We start from the raw sequence: 14,798 nt of genomic DNA on the forward strand, positions 1-14,798 counted from the left end.
GAAAATCAAAACATAATGAATGATTACCGTTATCTGAAAATCAATAAAGACTATATCATACTATTAACAATTTGGTTGATAGGATTACTGATAGATAGAACATGGTTTTTCTTAGATGAATCTATTCCATCCTATGATCAAAGCGCCCATTTAACCGCAGCATTGCATCATTATCGAATTTTTCAAAACCTGAATATTTTATCAGGTAATTGGTGGTTATCTCTGTGGGAATTAACCCCCAGTTATCGCGCTCCTTTTGTGTATATTTGTACTGTACCATTTTTGGTATTATTTGGTAAAGGCTATGATCAAGCCAGTTTAGTCAATTTATTATATACAGCTATACTTATTTTATCAGTATATCACTTAGGGAATTATTTATTTAAAAACCGAAAAATTGGCATCACAGCCAGCATATTTTGCTTATTATTTCCCATTATGGGAATTATGCGAACTGATTATTTATTAGATTATGGTTTAACGTCTATTGTCATAGCTACTTTCACCATTTTAACAATTTGGAAAGATAGTTATACTGGTTTTGTATCATGGGTATTAACTTTGATATTGGGGGTAGGAATAGGGTTAATTATGTTAGCTAAACCCACAGGTTTTATTTTTATTCTTATTCCTAGTATCTACACATTAATTATTTTTATCAGCAAACGTAAATTTATTAAACTAATTCAAACAGCCTTATCTTTAATTTTAGCTTGGTTAATTTGTGGTTCTTGGTATAGTTTAAATTGGTTAACTATTATTACTTCTGCATTAAATGCTAATAATGTGGGAAAAGGAGAGGGTGATCCTGCTGGGACAACCATTGCTGGTTGGTTATATTATCCGCAAACTATCCCAGAAACTGTTGGTTTTCCGATATTATTTGTGAGTATTGGTATTTTGTTAATTTATCTTTTTAAATCTAGATTTAGTCAAAATGCAGTTAAAGATAATTTAGCTAAGTCTGCTTTAAATTGGTTATTTATTTTCTTAATTGGTAGCTATGTAATTTGTTCTCTAGGGACAAACAAAGATATTAGATTTATTCTTCCTTCTTTTCCGGTAATTAGTTTAATTTTAGCTTACTTTTTTAATTTAATTGAAAATATCTGGTTTAATAAATTAAGATTAGCAACTATACTATTAAGTGGCATTATTTTACTAAATAATTTATTTCCTTTACCTCTAATTCAGGCTTATGGTGGAAAACATTTACCAAATAATGAAAGTAAAAAATATCCTCTTGCTGAATTAATCGAGAAAATTTATCAAACTACCCCATATTTAAAAACAACTTTAGGAGTAGTTCCCGTTTCTACACCCCAAGTTAATGAATTTACCTTAGATTATTTCGGTACATTGGCTGATTTTCGCGTCTATGGTAGAAAATTAACCATGAAATTATCGCAAGTAGACCAAGATTTAGAGTATTTATCTTGGTATGTTACCAAAGATAATGAACCAGACGAACCGGGAGAAAAGGGAGAAACTAAACGCAAATTAAAATCTTTGATAGAAACTTCTCCTGATTTAAAATTACAAAGTGATTGGGTATTACCCCATGGTGATAAATTAAGATTATATCATCGGAAAAATCCTCAGATAGTTGTTGAGAAATTAATTGAAAAATTAAATAATGATCAGCATGATCAGAAATCAGTTACTTTAGAAAAAGTTATAACTGCTAATCAATTTATAATAGGTAAAAATAACTCCGTTACTTATCAAATAACTGGTTCATGGGATGAATTACAAAATGGTTTGTTACTATTAAAATGGCAAAATGGTCAATCAGCTTGGTATCATGATCATGCAATTGGTCTAGGTAATTTATATTGTGGTATAAAATGTCATCCCCAGGGAAATTTTCGAGTCATTGAGAATCTAGCTACATTTATTCCCCAGGAATTACCACTAGGAAAATATCAACTATCAGCATTCTATTTAGATAGAATTACTGGTAAAATCACACCTTTAAATAGTTCTGACATAACTGTAAATGTTACAGACACAGGAAAATTAACAAAAACACCACCTTTAGATTTAGTTTCTCGAATGTCACAATTAGCAGTAGAATTACAAAATGGCAAGTTAGATAATATCTTTGTACAGATAGATAATTTTAATCAATATGACCCGACGCAAGACTATTTAAAACAAATTGAATTTGCTGCTAATTATTACTTAAAAAATCAACCAAATAACTTAAATTGGCGTTATACTCTAGTGCTATCACAACTTTTACAGCGCAAAGCACCAGCATTAATTCAGAATTTAACAGAATTAACTAAATATGATGGACAAAATCCTTATACTTGGCTTTATTTAGGAGTTGTTTATTTATATGACTTTCAACCCAGACAAGCCGAAAAGCAGTTAATAATGGTAGAAAAAATCAAACCAGATATCCCAGAATTAAAGACTTTAAAAACAGTGACAAATATTATGAAATTTCTCCCCTTAATTCACTTCTAAAATATGAACAATAAACAATGGTTATTAGGGTTATTGGTAGCGTCTTTGGTTTTATGGTTAATGTTTCTGGGAAATTTACCTTTACGAGATTGGGATGAAGGTACTTATGCTATAGTTGCTAGAGAAATTTATCGTACTGGTAACTGGGTTTATCCTACTATTCAAGGAGATCCTTTTTTATTAAAACCACCTTTAATGCAGTGGTTAATTGCTATTTGCTATCATGCAGGAGGAATACAAGAATTTACTACTAGATTTCCGGGAGCATTTTTAACCGCGCTAGGAGTTCCTTTACTTTACTTAATTGGAAGGTTAATTTTTGCAGAAACTTTACCAGCTTTATTTTCGGCTTTGGTTTATTTAACATTATTGCCTGTAGTCCGTCATGGTAGACTAGCAATGTTAGATGGAATGACTATTTCCTTTTTCTTATTATTATTATTTTGTGTTCTTAAAGCGCGTCATGATAGAAAATATGCTGTTGGTATCGGATTTTGTTTGGGTTTAATTACTCTGACAAAGGGAATGTTAGTAGTAGTTTTAGCAGGAATAGCAGGTTTATTTATCATTGCTAATAAACAATTAGCTATATTTAAAAATCCATTTCTATGGATAGGAATGTTTTTAGGAAATTTCCCTGCTATTGCTTGGTATTTTGCTCAATGGCAACATTATGGTAATATTTTCTTAGAAGTGCATTTTCAGTCTCAAGCTTTTGATAGACTAGGAAAAGCTGTAGAAGGTAATACTGGTCCGATTTGGTATTATTTACTGGAAGTGATAAAATATGGTTTTCCCTGGTTGTTATTTTGGCCAGGAGGTTTATATTTAAGTTGGAAAAATCGTCATACTGCTTGGGGTTGTTTAACTCTCATTGGTACAATTGTTTATTTTGCCATAGTTTCTTTAATGAGTACCAAATTACCCTGGTATATTATGCCTGTATACCCATTTTTAGCTTTAGCAATTGGGGCTAATTTAAGTTATATTTGGCAGGAAGAGAAGTTTAAAACTAGATTTTTGACGGGATTTTTTGCATTTTTAGTTATTATTGGTTTAGCAGGTTGTATTTATTTTAGTTTAGTTGATAAACAGCCATTGTTAATTGTTATGAGCATTATTTTAGCAGTGACTATGGGAATCACATCATGGTTTATTAATCAGCATAACCGTCAATTTATCCCGGTTTTATTTGCGGGAATGTATTTAGTTTTAGCAATGTTAATGAGTTCTCAATCATGGATATGGGAGTTAAATGAAAAATTCCCCGTTTTACCAGTTGCAGCATTAATTAGGGATAATATTCCACCGGGAACAGAAATTTATACTTCTTTTCCTGATGGTCGTCCTAGTTTAGACTTTTATAGTGATTGTCAAGTTATTCCTACATCTTTTGCAGATTTACAAGATAAGTTTGTTCATAAATTTTATTTGTTGGTGGATAATGACACCTTGCAGAAAATGAATTTAAGGGGGAGTAAAATTATCGGGGAATCAGAAGGTTTTAAATTGATTTCACCCCTAATTAATTGACTGAACATATTTTTAAAGCTGGTACTGTCTATAATCAGTTCTAAGTTCAAGCCACCCAAAGCTTTTGAGCAAATCGAATAGAAAAGGTTATTACCAGTATGGCAAAAAAGCCTATAGACATATATCCCCAACGAGGATAACGCGATAACAATACACCCAAAGCTACACTTAAAGAGATAATACCGTAAGCAATACGATTTAATGACCAAGTTCCTCCAGAGGCTAAAATCAACGCTAAGGCGCAGAATCCATAAATCAGCGTAATAGGGGTTAATTGAGTGCGTAAATGCCATAATAAGTAAGCACCACCTAAAATCGGGACTGCATTAATCAATGGATCACCCCCTAGCAACCACAAAAATAAAATTAAAGCGTAAAAGCCATAATCCACCTTGACAGAACCTAATATTTTACGGAAGTACCACAATAAATAACTGCTAATTACAATAATCATAAATAACAATGGATACCAAGGATCTTTTAAATATCCTGATACTGTGTTAACCGGTCCAATTGTAATTTGCATTATAATCCTTAACCAACTCTGCCAGTCAAATCCAAGTGAAGGCCGCCATGCTTTTTGTGCATGGATAAAAGCCAAAGCATCACCAAATTTAATCTGACAATACAAGCTATAGATAAACAGACCACCACCAGTAGCTAAACTTGCAAGGTAAAATTTTATTCCCCTTTTTTCTTGCCAAGATGTAAGTAAAAAGGCTGGTATCAATGCTATACCAGTTGGACGGGCAGCGGTAGCTATGGCACCCCAAAGAGCCACCCAAGCACTTTGTTTTTTATCAAAAGCTCGTAAAGCAGCTGTACTGAATAAAAGATATAAGCCTTCAGAGTAAATTACCGTACAAAATAAAGAGGCTGGAAACCATGTAAATACGGCAGTTGTCCATCGTGCTGCACTCTTACTATAAAACTCATTTACCCAACTATACAAGACGAGCAATGCTATCAGAAATGCCAGATTATTGACTAATATTCCTGCCACTTTAAATGGTAATCCAAACATCATAAATGAATGAATTAATAAAGGAAATAACGGAAAAAAGGCAACTGAATATTCTTGCTCATGAATTGAAAAATTGTAGCCAGAAGTTGCTATTTTTTCGTAATGCAGACTATCAAAAGCATAAAAAATATCCCAGCTAAATGTAGCTTTCATGCCATCTGTTGGTATCGGCAACAAAGGGGCAAATACGAGCATTGCTATTGTTATAGTAAGTCTGCTTGTTAACCACATTACTATGGGAAAAAATAAACTATTATTAATAAGCTTTTGACAGTTAATTATTTCCATATATTAGGATTATGTCCTTTTCAGATTGATGAAGTAAATATCTAAAAAAAGTATACATCTTATTGGTGATAATGCAACTTAAACCGTGACTTAATTTTGAATTAAGGCATTATATCCCACTAGATGTAGATTTTTGTGTAATAAAATATAAATAATATCGCTCATCATAATTAAAGCCTTTTTTAAATTCCTTGATAGGATCAATCTTTAAGTCAGGATGATTAATTTCTAATGGTTTATTTAAAATCAATAATATGGGTTTTAATTGTTGTTTGCTGATTTGACTGACTTGGCTTAAAATTTCCATTTGATCAACTTCTTGTCGTTTAGTAGTAAATAACACAAAGCTACTTATCTTTTGAATTTCTGGATAATAAATTTGGCGATTAATATATCCAGCAATTGGTGACATTGTATAATCTTTACTCCCTACAATAAACATATCATTTAATTGATATTTATATTTCTCCTTTATATAAGCAGATGCTTCTTTGCTAGATGAAAAAGGAATAATCATGTCTCTACCAAAAGCAAATATTCCTCCCGCCATTTGCACATATAAAATCAACATAATCACAGATAAATAATAAGGTTTTGTCCATTTAATAACTTGTATAATATGAGTTTTCAACTTTCGGGGAAATAATTGCAAAAATAAAGATGTTTGAGAATAATAACTAGCAAGCCAAAGGCATACAACTAATAAAATATACAAATGCCCATAATGACGAGGACTACCTAAAAATTTAACGTATGTAAAGACAAGAATTTCAATTGTTCCAAAAGTGTAAAGAAACAAAACAAGTGGTTTTCTGAAAAATGATATTGTGAAAAATCCGAAAAATACTATAGATAAAATAGAAAATAAAATGAGGCTTAATTGTTGAGATTCACCAGGAACTAAAATAATAATATAACTATTCCAAAGCCTTACTAAAGTAGTAGTTAAGTGTTTAAAGTCAAAGTTTAATATAACTCCTGATAAACCTCCAGCTAATTTACTATCTTGAGGAGGAATAAGTTGAATCAAGGAGATAATTATTCCAGTTAAAACAATTAAACTACTTAAAATAATGTCATGTTTTTTCGCTAAAAGGTTTTGATGTAAAGATTTTTGAAAAATATACTCTAACGATAAAGTAATACTAAATGCTATTGCTAACATTAAGCAATAAGCATTTGAATTAGCAATTAATAATAAAACAATAGAAAGTTTAAGATAACTCTGTTTTCTTTGAGGATAGATAATGCAGAACAAAAAACATAATAATAACCCAATTGCATAATTTCTGCTAATTAATAAATATTCATAAAATGGAATATAACCTAAACAAAATAACAACTTTTGTGAATAATTAAATGGGGAATATCGAGTAAATAAATAAACAGATGATGTAGCTAAACATAGGTGAAATATTTGCATAATCACAGGGTTATTTGTGATTTGTTTTAAAATAGCCAAACAGATATACCAAACAAAGGGATGTCCTTCATAATGAATGTTATGAAATAATTCAAATAATGATTGACTATCTCTAACAATAAGCCAAACATTTAATTCATCGCGCCACATAGCATGATGGAGAATAGCAGGTAAACCAATTAAAAAAAATAAAGTAGTGCAAGAATTGCTAAACAGTATATTATTCTGGGTAAGCCGTTTCCAAACAAAATTCATATTGAATTTTACCTAACCTAAAAGAGGATTTTGGTGGTTATTTATCTATTGATAAACAAGGTTATTTTGTGGACTATCAATTAATCACTATCAATTAATCACTACTAAATAGTACCATACTTTAGTGCAATTTTTCATGCGGGAATTGAGTAATATAAGAAAATTGATATATAAACTGGTTAATTAATAATAATTGCTGATATAGCGATTATAGGAATCCTAAATAAGATGTTATATTAAATTAATATACATAGCTTTCTAATCAAAAATATGCAACTAATCCAAAAGCAATATTACACTCCAGAGGAATATCTGGAATTAGAAGCAACTGCTGACTACAAAAGCGAATACATTGACGGACAAATCATTGCTATGGCTGGTCTATCTATAAATCATAACCGCATCTCTTTGAATTTAAGCTCTGGACTGAATTTTGCCTTCAAAAATCAAAATTACGAAGTTTTCATGGGTGATATGCGTCTATGGATACCTCAAAAGCTAATATACACTTATCCAGATGTGATCATTATTGCAGATGAGCCGGAATTTGTCAACAATCGGACAGATACAATTACAAACCCCCAGGTAATTATAGAAGTTTTGTCTAAATCTACTAAAAGTTACGACAAAGAAGATAAATTTGCCGCTTACAGAACAATTCCCACTTTTCAAGAATACCTATTAATTGATCAAAACCGTATTCATGTAGAACAATTTTCTAAAATTGGGAAAAAAAGATGGAATTTTTGTGAATATGATGCAGAAGATGAAAATATATCTCTGACAACAGTACCTTTCACAATTTCTTTGCAGGATATATATAATAAAGTCAAATTTGAAATTGCAGAACCTGAAACAAAAAACAATAGTTAGAACCTCCTCAACCAACCCAAATTTCCTGGGCAAAACCCACTGCTAATTTACTTAACAAAGTGATAAATATACCCATCAATAAATAAGCTTGACGGGGATAGCGAGACAAACAGACACCTATAGCTGCACTCAGAGGTACAATGCCATAAGCAAGACGACTTAAAGAAATTGTCCCACCAGAAGCTAAAAGTAAACCAATACCACAAAAACCATAAACTACCATAATGGGAGTTAGTTGCTGACGGAAATACCATAACAGGTAGCTACTACCTAATATCATAGATAGGTTGAGCAAATTATTTATTAATCCTTGGTCTGCAATTATTAATAATAATATGACTATGACATAAGCAGCACGGAATATCTGGGGATGGAAATATTTACGCCAATAGAATAAACAAGAAGAACTAATGACAATTAAACTAAAAAACAGCGGATACCAAAAGTCTTTAACTCCACCTTCATCATTTTCTACCCAACCAAAATACCAATTGTTGCCAAAAGGAATTTGCATAAACATATTTAACCAACCTTCCCAATCAAAACCTAAGGAAGGCCGCCACCCTTTTTGTGCAGCAATGAAGGCTAAAAAATTATCAAAATTTAGCCCACAATACACACTGAATACTAATAAACCTGTAGCGGATAATAAACCTGCTATATAGGCAATTGGTGGTTTATTCTGTCGCCAAGCTGTGATTAAAAATGCGGGGATTAATACCATGCCTGTGGGGCGTGTTGCTGTTGCCATTGCTCCACAAATTGCTGTCCAAATATATTGTTTTTGATCAAAGGAACGTAAAGCTATTGTACTCAATAACAAATATAAACCTTCTGTGTAAATTACTCCTGTGAATAAAGACATGGGACAACAAGTTATGACAGCAATTGTCCAATGGGCTGCACTGATGCCAGATTGTTTTTTTACCCAAGAATATAAACAATAAACTGTACCTAAAAATGCTAAATTATTGATGATTAATCCAGCTATTTCAAAGGAAAAACCCAATTTCATGAAGATAAAAATGCTGACAGGAAACAGGGGGAAAAATGCTAAATTATGTTGTTTACCATCATCAACAAATTCATAGCCTTCAGTAACAATCGCCCGATAATGTACAGTATCCCAAACATTAAAAATCCCCCAGCCCAAATGGGGCGTAATTCCATCTGGTAATGGGGGGAGATTGGGAGCAATCAGCAACATAGAAATCCCCACCAATAGACGACTTAAAAACCACATAGCAGCGGGAAATAAGAAATCATCCGTCCAAATAAATTTAGCGATGCTGGTAGCGATTATAGGCAAGCTACGGGCAGCGTCTCGAAGAGAAGCGATCGCTATTTGTGCTTTAACCATAGGCTTTTGTTTTTCCTGATTTGATGTTACTTTTAAGTAATGTTAAGCATTAATGGCGAAAATAGCAAAGGTTGTCATAGAGATTAATTAATGTAGCATTAATACCAATTTCATCTAAAACTGCACGGAATCATGAAATCCATTCATGTATCAGAGTCTATCTGTGTTTATCTGCGTTTATCTGCGTTTATCTGCGTTTAATTATGATTAAAATCATATCATGTAGATTTATCTAAATATACCTACAATTTGCAATTGGTCAGTAAGTCTGATGATTGTAAAAATTCCCCTGATCAACGAGTCCCAAGGCATTTATAGTTAAAATTATCTATTAATTCTTAAAAAATTGTGAAAGCCATTACCCTACTTGGTTCTACTGGTTCAATTGGTACTCAAACCCTAGATATCGTCTGTGAACACCCAGATAAGTTCCGCATTGTTGGATTAGCTGCTGGCAGGAATGTGGAGTTATTTGCGGCGCAAATTCGCCAATTTCGCCCGGAAATCGCCGCCATTTCCGCTGCTGATAAATTACCAGAACTCAAAGAAGCCATTAAAGATTTAAATCCCCAACCCATTTTACTGGCTGGAGAGCAGGGAGTGATAGAAGTTGCTCGTTATGGCGATTCTCAAACCGTTGTTACTGGTATTGTTGGTTGTGCAGGTTTATTACCGACTATCGCCGCCATTGAAGCTGGTAAAGATATTGCTTTAGCCAATAAAGAAACTCTGATTGCTGGCGCTCCCGTAGTTTTACCTTTAGTAGAAAAACACGGAGTGAAATTATTACCAGCAGATTCCGAACATTCCGCCATTTTCCAATGTCTCCAAGGTGTTCCCAAAGATGGGTTACGGAAGATATTACTTACCGCTTCCGGTGGTGCTTTCCGAGATTGGCCTGTAGAAAAATTAGCAACGGTAAAAGTTGCGGATGCTCTTAAACATCCTAATTGGTCAATGGGACGAAAAATCACCGTAGATTCTGCAACTTTGATGAATAAGGGTCTGGAAGTCATTGAAGCTCATTATTTATTTGGGGTAGATTATAACAACATCGAAATTGTCATTCATCCCCAAAGTATTATTCACTCATTAATAGAATTACAAGATACTTCAGTTTTAGCCCAACTGGGTTGGCCAGATATGCGTTTACCTTTGCTTTATGCTTTATCTTGGCCAGAGCGAATTTACACTAATTGGGAAAGATTGAATCTAGTCAAATCTGGTGATTTAACTTTCCGTGAACCAGATCATCAAAAATATCCCTGTATGCGTTTAGCTTATGCTGCTGGTAGGGCTGGTGGTTCTATGCCCGCTGTATTAAATGCGGCAAATGAACAAGTTGTAGCGTTATTTTTGGATGAGAAAATTCAATTTTTAGATATTCCTAAATGTATCGAATTTGTCTGCGATCGCCATCAACATGATAACCAACAAAATCCCACTTTAGATGACATTTTAAACGCAGATCAATGGGCTAGAAAAGAAGTTTTTGCGGCCATGGAAAAAGTAGCAACACGACCACAAATAATCTCGGTGGGTTAAAAGTTATGATAGTCCTACACTGCACCGAATAGGATTAGTGTAGGATTATATTTTATGTATTTTCTTGCACATCTATTTTTGAGCAAAATTCTATGAACTTTTGAAAACTATGTAAATGATCTGGGTTTGTTTTAATTCTGGTTAATAATTGTTCAAGATAAAATTTTTCTTGTACTTCTTTTGGTCTAGATTTACTATAGGATAAATTACGTTCTTTGAAAATCTCTCTCAAATAACCTTCATGAAATAAAGCTTTTGTTTTATATCCAAAAATCTCTCGTGTATTTTCTTCGTTTTGTTCAAACTCACTTGCTAAATCTTCAGGATCACTTTGACTGACATCAAAATACTTGATATATTTTTTTAAAATTTCGTTGTTTTGTGGGTTTCTAACAAAAAAGTTTCTATTTCCTAAAAACCAAGTTTCAATACAAACTTTACAAACTTTTTGGATAATAATTTCTAATTGACAATCTTCTGGTAAAGTTTGAAAAGGTTTATTTTGTAAATTGAGTTTAATTTTCTCGAATGCTTCTGCTTTTTTCTCGGAAATAGTCAACCTATCTGCGTCTGTGAATAGCACCAAGTAGTCATATTTTGGTACTTCGTTAATTTCTTGAATAGCATTAGCAGCAACTCGATAACAGTCAGGAACACCCATATCACTTTCATAATAATAGTTATTCTGACTGACAGTATCAAAACTATCCACTTCCGTTAAATTTGGAAGAAGTACAGATAACCACTTTTTATAAACAATCGCTTCCGTTTTCCCCTCAAATACAAAATAGAAATTCATAATTGTTTTTCGAGAATTTTAGTTAATTGAAGAAATGCTTCTTGTTTAGATTTACCTAAATGATAATCTGACGCATTACGAATATTAATGTGTCCACCTTTACGAGTAACGATTTTCCAATATTCATAAGGAATATTATTGATAATATAAGGATGATGACTGGTAGCTATAAATTGTAAATTTTTATTTTCATGAATTAAGTCATCAGTTAATATATCAATACAATTTATCCCTAAGCTATTTTCAAATTCATCAATTAATATTACAGTTCCCGGAGTTGAAAGATATATTTCACTAATATGAATAAGTGTTCGTAACATACCCGAAGACATCTTATCATCTCTAATCCATTGAGGTACACAGTTCTCTTTTATGAAAATAAAAGGAATAAAAAGACGACCAGTTGATGTATGATGTGTATGCAGAAGCTTAATTTTTATATCTTCTACTTGTTGAAAAATTTCAATAAATTTTGACTTAATTTTATTGAAAATATTCAGCTTATTTTCATGTACAAAATATAATTTTGCATGGATATTTTCATCACTATTGATTATACTCTCTAAAGTTTTATATTTACTTGTAAGAAAATGCAATGGTTTGTCGGATATTCTATATACGTTTAGTCCGTTTCTTGTCTGATCACGATATTCTATTTTATTTAAAGCATCATAAGCTTCTTTGATCATACTTTCTTCTCTCAATGTATATATTATTGATTGATATGAAGAAAGCTTGGGCATTTCTATATTTTTAAATTTTATTTTTTCTGGACTTCTTTCAATTATTACATCATTTTGTGAAGTCAATTTTTCATACAATAATGAAGGATAATCATCTTCATCTTCATAAAAGATATCTTCATTTTCGCCTTCATAAAAAGTTGATTCATCCGTTTCAATAGTTTCAAAACTACCTTCCCAAATAAACTCAGTATTATTTACAGTATAAAAATTTATTTTCCATTCCAAACCATTTATTGCTTTTCCATTTACAATGCTTTTCAAATCTAGAATTGCACGCAAGATTTGAGTTTTACCTGCACCAGAAACACCTACCAAAAGAGTTAAATTTGATGAAAAATCAACTTCATCAAAATCCCAACCTAAAAAATTATTCTTGAGTCGCAGTGAAATGATTTTCATAACTTAAACAATATATAAATTGTTGATATTATAACTTACTTCCTTTGTTTTTTCCCATTCCCTTGATTAGCCCTCGACTTTAATGTAAACTGTGGTATTTCCTCAGGTTCATCTTCACTCAAACTATACTGTTCACACACAAGACTTAACCGATTTCCCACAGTTGTAACTGCATTCACAGAATGAGTTAAATCACCCTGAAAATAAATTAAACAATTGGTTTGGGGTTTAATTTGTCCAACTTGGCGTTTTTGCGATTTTAGCACTAATTCTCCCCCTTGCATATCCTCTGGTACACGCACATAAAGCACGCTTACAAATGCGGGAGGTTCAACAGTTTTACAATAGGAACGCAAAGACCGATCAATATGGAGATCAACGCGAGAACCTGCTTTCAATAATAAAGGATTCAGATAAAAAGCATTACAATTAGGTAAAAGCGCAAAATCTAAATAAGGCTTAAAATAGGGGAATTTTTGGATAACTTTGCCTACCTCCACAGACAACTTTTTTAGCAAACCCTACTGATAATGGTTTCAATAAATTTTTATCATTTAGGTGACTAAAGACGCGCAAGTGTCAACCAATCCTAAAACCCTGTGTTAAACTGTTTGTTGGCGAACTCAAGGCAATAATTCGGTATTTGAGGAATAAATTAAAATAAATGGTATTAAATATTGCACCATAAAAGCATTATTTTCAGCGCTGGTAAACATTTCAGATTGGTCAATATTTGGAAAAGCCGCGATAAGCTTAGGTTTAAGGTTGAGTTGCGGGGGGAAAGTTAATTAATGGCTGCTCATAAATAGTAAATATTACTTTTTATAACATTTTTTAAACTTCTTTGCACAATTACGATTTTTTGTGTAATGATGAGAGAGTGGAAATTAATTCGGCAGTAATGTTTGTTGTTAGTATTGACAGGCTTTCCCTTTTGGTATATACAGACTTCTCTCCGAAATCTAAATCTCTACAATCTTATGATTTTGGAAATATTCTATGTCAATTTACGTGGGTAACCTCTCTTATGAAGTTACACAAGATGCTCTCAGTCAAGTTTTCGCAGAGTACGGTGCTGTGAAACGTGTTCAACTTCCTACAGACCGTGAGACAGGTCGCTTGCGCGGCTTTGGTTTTGTAGAAATGGGTACTGAAGCTGAAGAAGCCGCTGCTATTGAAGCTCTTGATGGTGCAGAATGGATGGGACGTGACTTAAAAGTGAACAAGGCAAAACCCAAAGAAGACAGAGGTCCTTCTGCTGGTGGTCGTAGCGGCTACGGTGGTGGTGGTTCACGTAACCGTTACTAAGCGAAATTTAGCTAAGACTTTTAGTTATTAAATGCTAAAAAAATTACCTATTCCGTTAGCGGGGTGGGTAGTTTTTTGCTATTAATTTTCTCAACTGGCAATTCAAATCCTGGTAATAGGTCTTCTCCAGAAAGCAATACGGGAAATTGAACAATTTATACAGGTTTTTCCACTCTGTAAATTTCTACTTATTGATTTTGGGGGTCAATTAACCAGCCCAATTCTAAACCATTATTTATATATATATTCCTGCATTTTTTCTGGCAGGGTTAATCAACAGTTTTGAGTCTATCGGTTTTTGATCTAAGTTCAATGATAAAATCGGGAACGAGCAATTCTAAAATAACTAAAATAACTAAAATAAAACATGATTAAATTTGGAAAATGGATGCTCTTGGTCAAATATTAGTGGTTGTATATACACAATATAATAATGAGATTAGACTTATTTCTACTCGCTTACAACCATCCTTCCCTCTAGGAGTCGCTGCAATTTGAAGAATTTTGAATTTACAAAGGTAAGTAAATTATGCTTCAAGCCTTACCAAAAATAGTAACTTTTGCAGAATTTATAGAATGGCTACCTGATAAGGGACGCTATGAATTACATGATGGAGTAATAGTTGAAATGAATCCACCGGTAGGTTTTCATGAAGATACAGCACTTCCCGGTGTTATGAGGTACAGTAACAACAATTAGTGAACCAATTTTTTAAATGTTGAGGATTCATCAAATCGAGAGCAACAGAAATAACTTTATCAACTATTTC

The 14,798-nt window shown here is 32.6% G+C and carries 10 protein-coding genes and 2 pseudogenes; 6 read left to right on the forward strand and 6 right to left on the reverse strand.

What is annotated here, in order from left to right; genetic code table 11:
- The first annotated feature begins 15 nt into the window (after positions 1-15).
- A complete protein-coding gene (locus tag H6F62_RS13160; RefSeq protein WP_190372233.1) occupies positions 16-2,475 on the forward strand; it encodes a hypothetical protein in 2,460 nt (819 codons plus the stop codon).
- A gap of 3 nt (positions 2,476-2,478) precedes the next feature.
- Positions 2,479-4,008, forward strand: coding sequence for a glycosyltransferase family 39 protein (locus H6F62_RS13165; protein WP_190372234.1), 1,530 nt, complete (start codon positions 2,479-2,481; stop codon positions 4,006-4,008).
- Positions 4,009-4,054: 46 nt separating this feature from the next.
- Here H6F62_RS13165 and H6F62_RS13170 read toward each other — a convergent pair whose 3' ends face one another.
- Together H6F62_RS13170 and H6F62_RS13175 are read right to left on the reverse strand one after the other, a co-directional pair.
- Complete coding sequence (locus H6F62_RS13170; protein ID WP_137907273.1) at positions 4,055-5,320, reverse strand: mannosyltransferase family protein; 1,266 nt, start codon at positions 5,318-5,320, stop codon at positions 4,055-4,057.
- A gap of 109 nt (positions 5,321-5,429) precedes the next feature.
- Positions 5,430-6,998 (reverse strand): hypothetical protein, encoded by a 1,569-nt coding sequence (locus H6F62_RS13175; RefSeq protein ID WP_137907272.1) that lies wholly within the window; start codon positions 6,996-6,998, stop codon positions 5,430-5,432.
- A 270-nt stretch (positions 6,999-7,268) separates the two neighbouring features.
- Between H6F62_RS13175 and H6F62_RS13180 the strand changes: the two genes are divergently transcribed.
- Positions 7,269-7,871, forward strand: a complete 603-nt coding sequence (locus H6F62_RS13180) for a Uma2 family endonuclease (protein WP_190372235.1) — start codon at positions 7,269-7,271, stop codon at positions 7,869-7,871.
- Between the two features lie 7 nt (positions 7,872-7,878).
- Here H6F62_RS13180 and H6F62_RS13185 read toward each other — a convergent pair whose 3' ends face one another.
- Positions 7,879-9,231, reverse strand: a complete 1,353-nt coding sequence (locus H6F62_RS13185; protein ID WP_242026009.1) for a hypothetical protein — start codon at positions 9,229-9,231, stop codon at positions 7,879-7,881.
- A 348-nt stretch (positions 9,232-9,579) separates the two neighbouring features.
- Here H6F62_RS13185 and H6F62_RS13190 point away from each other — a divergent pair, with 348 nt between their 5' ends.
- Positions 9,580-10,776, forward strand: coding sequence for a 1-deoxy-D-xylulose-5-phosphate reductoisomerase (locus H6F62_RS13190; protein ID WP_190372236.1), 1,197 nt, complete (start codon positions 9,580-9,582; stop codon positions 10,774-10,776).
- A 52-nt stretch (positions 10,777-10,828) separates the two neighbouring features.
- On the opposite strand, the gene H6F62_RS13195 is transcribed toward H6F62_RS13190, so the two are convergent.
- From H6F62_RS13195 to H6F62_RS13205, 3 genes and pseudogenes are all read right to left on the reverse strand, one after another.
- Positions 10,829-11,575: a hypothetical protein gene (locus H6F62_RS13195; protein ID WP_190372237.1), complete on the reverse strand. Its 747-nt coding sequence runs from the start codon at positions 11,573-11,575 to the stop codon at positions 10,829-10,831.
- Positions 11,572-12,720 carry an AAA family ATPase gene (locus H6F62_RS13200; protein WP_028085121.1) on the reverse strand — a complete coding sequence of 383 codons (1,149 nt, stop codon included), beginning with the start codon at positions 12,718-12,720 and terminating at the stop codon, positions 11,572-11,574. The genes H6F62_RS13195 and H6F62_RS13200 overlap by 4 nt, the downstream gene beginning before the upstream one ends.
- Before the next feature lie 35 nt (positions 12,721-12,755).
- A pseudogene (locus H6F62_RS13205) lies at positions 12,756-13,199 on the reverse strand (2OG-Fe(II) oxygenase); the annotation flags it as partial.
- Positions 13,200-13,719: 520 nt separating this feature from the next.
- On the opposite strand from H6F62_RS13205, the gene H6F62_RS13210 reads away from it, so the two are divergent.
- Together H6F62_RS13210 and H6F62_RS13215 are read left to right on the forward strand one after the other, a co-directional pair.
- Positions 13,720-14,028: an RNA-binding protein gene (locus H6F62_RS13210; RefSeq protein WP_137907267.1), complete on the forward strand. Its 309-nt coding sequence runs from the start codon at positions 13,720-13,722 to the stop codon at positions 14,026-14,028.
- Positions 14,029-14,557: 529 nt separating this feature from the next.
- A pseudogene (locus H6F62_RS13215) lies at positions 14,558-14,686 on the forward strand (Uma2 family endonuclease); the annotation flags it as partial.
- Positions 14,687-14,798: the final 112 nt, after the last annotated feature.

The organism is Anabaena sp. FACHB-1391, assembly GCF_014696755.1.
GTDB classification, from domain to species: Bacteria; Cyanobacteriota; Cyanobacteriia; order Cyanobacteriales; family Nostocaceae; genus Dolichospermum; species Dolichospermum planctonicum.

Bases quoted from the DNA above. Each gene is read 5' to 3' on its own strand.
- H6F62_RS13170 (WP_137907273.1), bottom strand. From the start codon at position 5,320: ATGGAAATAATTAACTGTCAAAAGCTTATTAATAATAGTTTATTTTTT.
- H6F62_RS13185 (WP_242026009.1), bottom strand. From the start codon at position 9,231: ATGGTTAAAGCACAAATAGCGATCGCTTCTCTTCGAGACGCTGCCCGT.
- H6F62_RS13210 (WP_137907267.1), top strand. From the start codon at position 13,720: ATGTCAATTTACGTGGGTAACCTCTCTTATGAAGTTACACAAGATGCT.
- H6F62_RS13175 (WP_137907272.1), bottom strand. From the start codon at position 6,998: ATGAATTTTGTTTGGAAACGGCTTACCCAGAATAATATACTGTTTAGC.
- H6F62_RS13180 (WP_190372235.1), top strand. From the start codon at position 7,269: ATGCAACTAATCCAAAAGCAATATTACACTCCAGAGGAATATCTGGAA.
- H6F62_RS13195 (WP_190372237.1), bottom strand. From the start codon at position 11,575: ATGAATTTCTATTTTGTATTTGAGGGGAAAACGGAAGCGATTGTTTAT.
- H6F62_RS13165 (WP_190372234.1), top strand. From the start codon at position 2,479: ATGAACAATAAACAATGGTTATTAGGGTTATTGGTAGCGTCTTTGGTT.
- H6F62_RS13160 (WP_190372233.1), top strand. From the start codon at position 16: ATGAATGATTACCGTTATCTGAAAATCAATAAAGACTATATCATACTA.
- H6F62_RS13200 (WP_028085121.1), bottom strand. From the start codon at position 12,720: ATGAAAATCATTTCACTGCGACTCAAGAATAATTTTTTAGGTTGGGAT.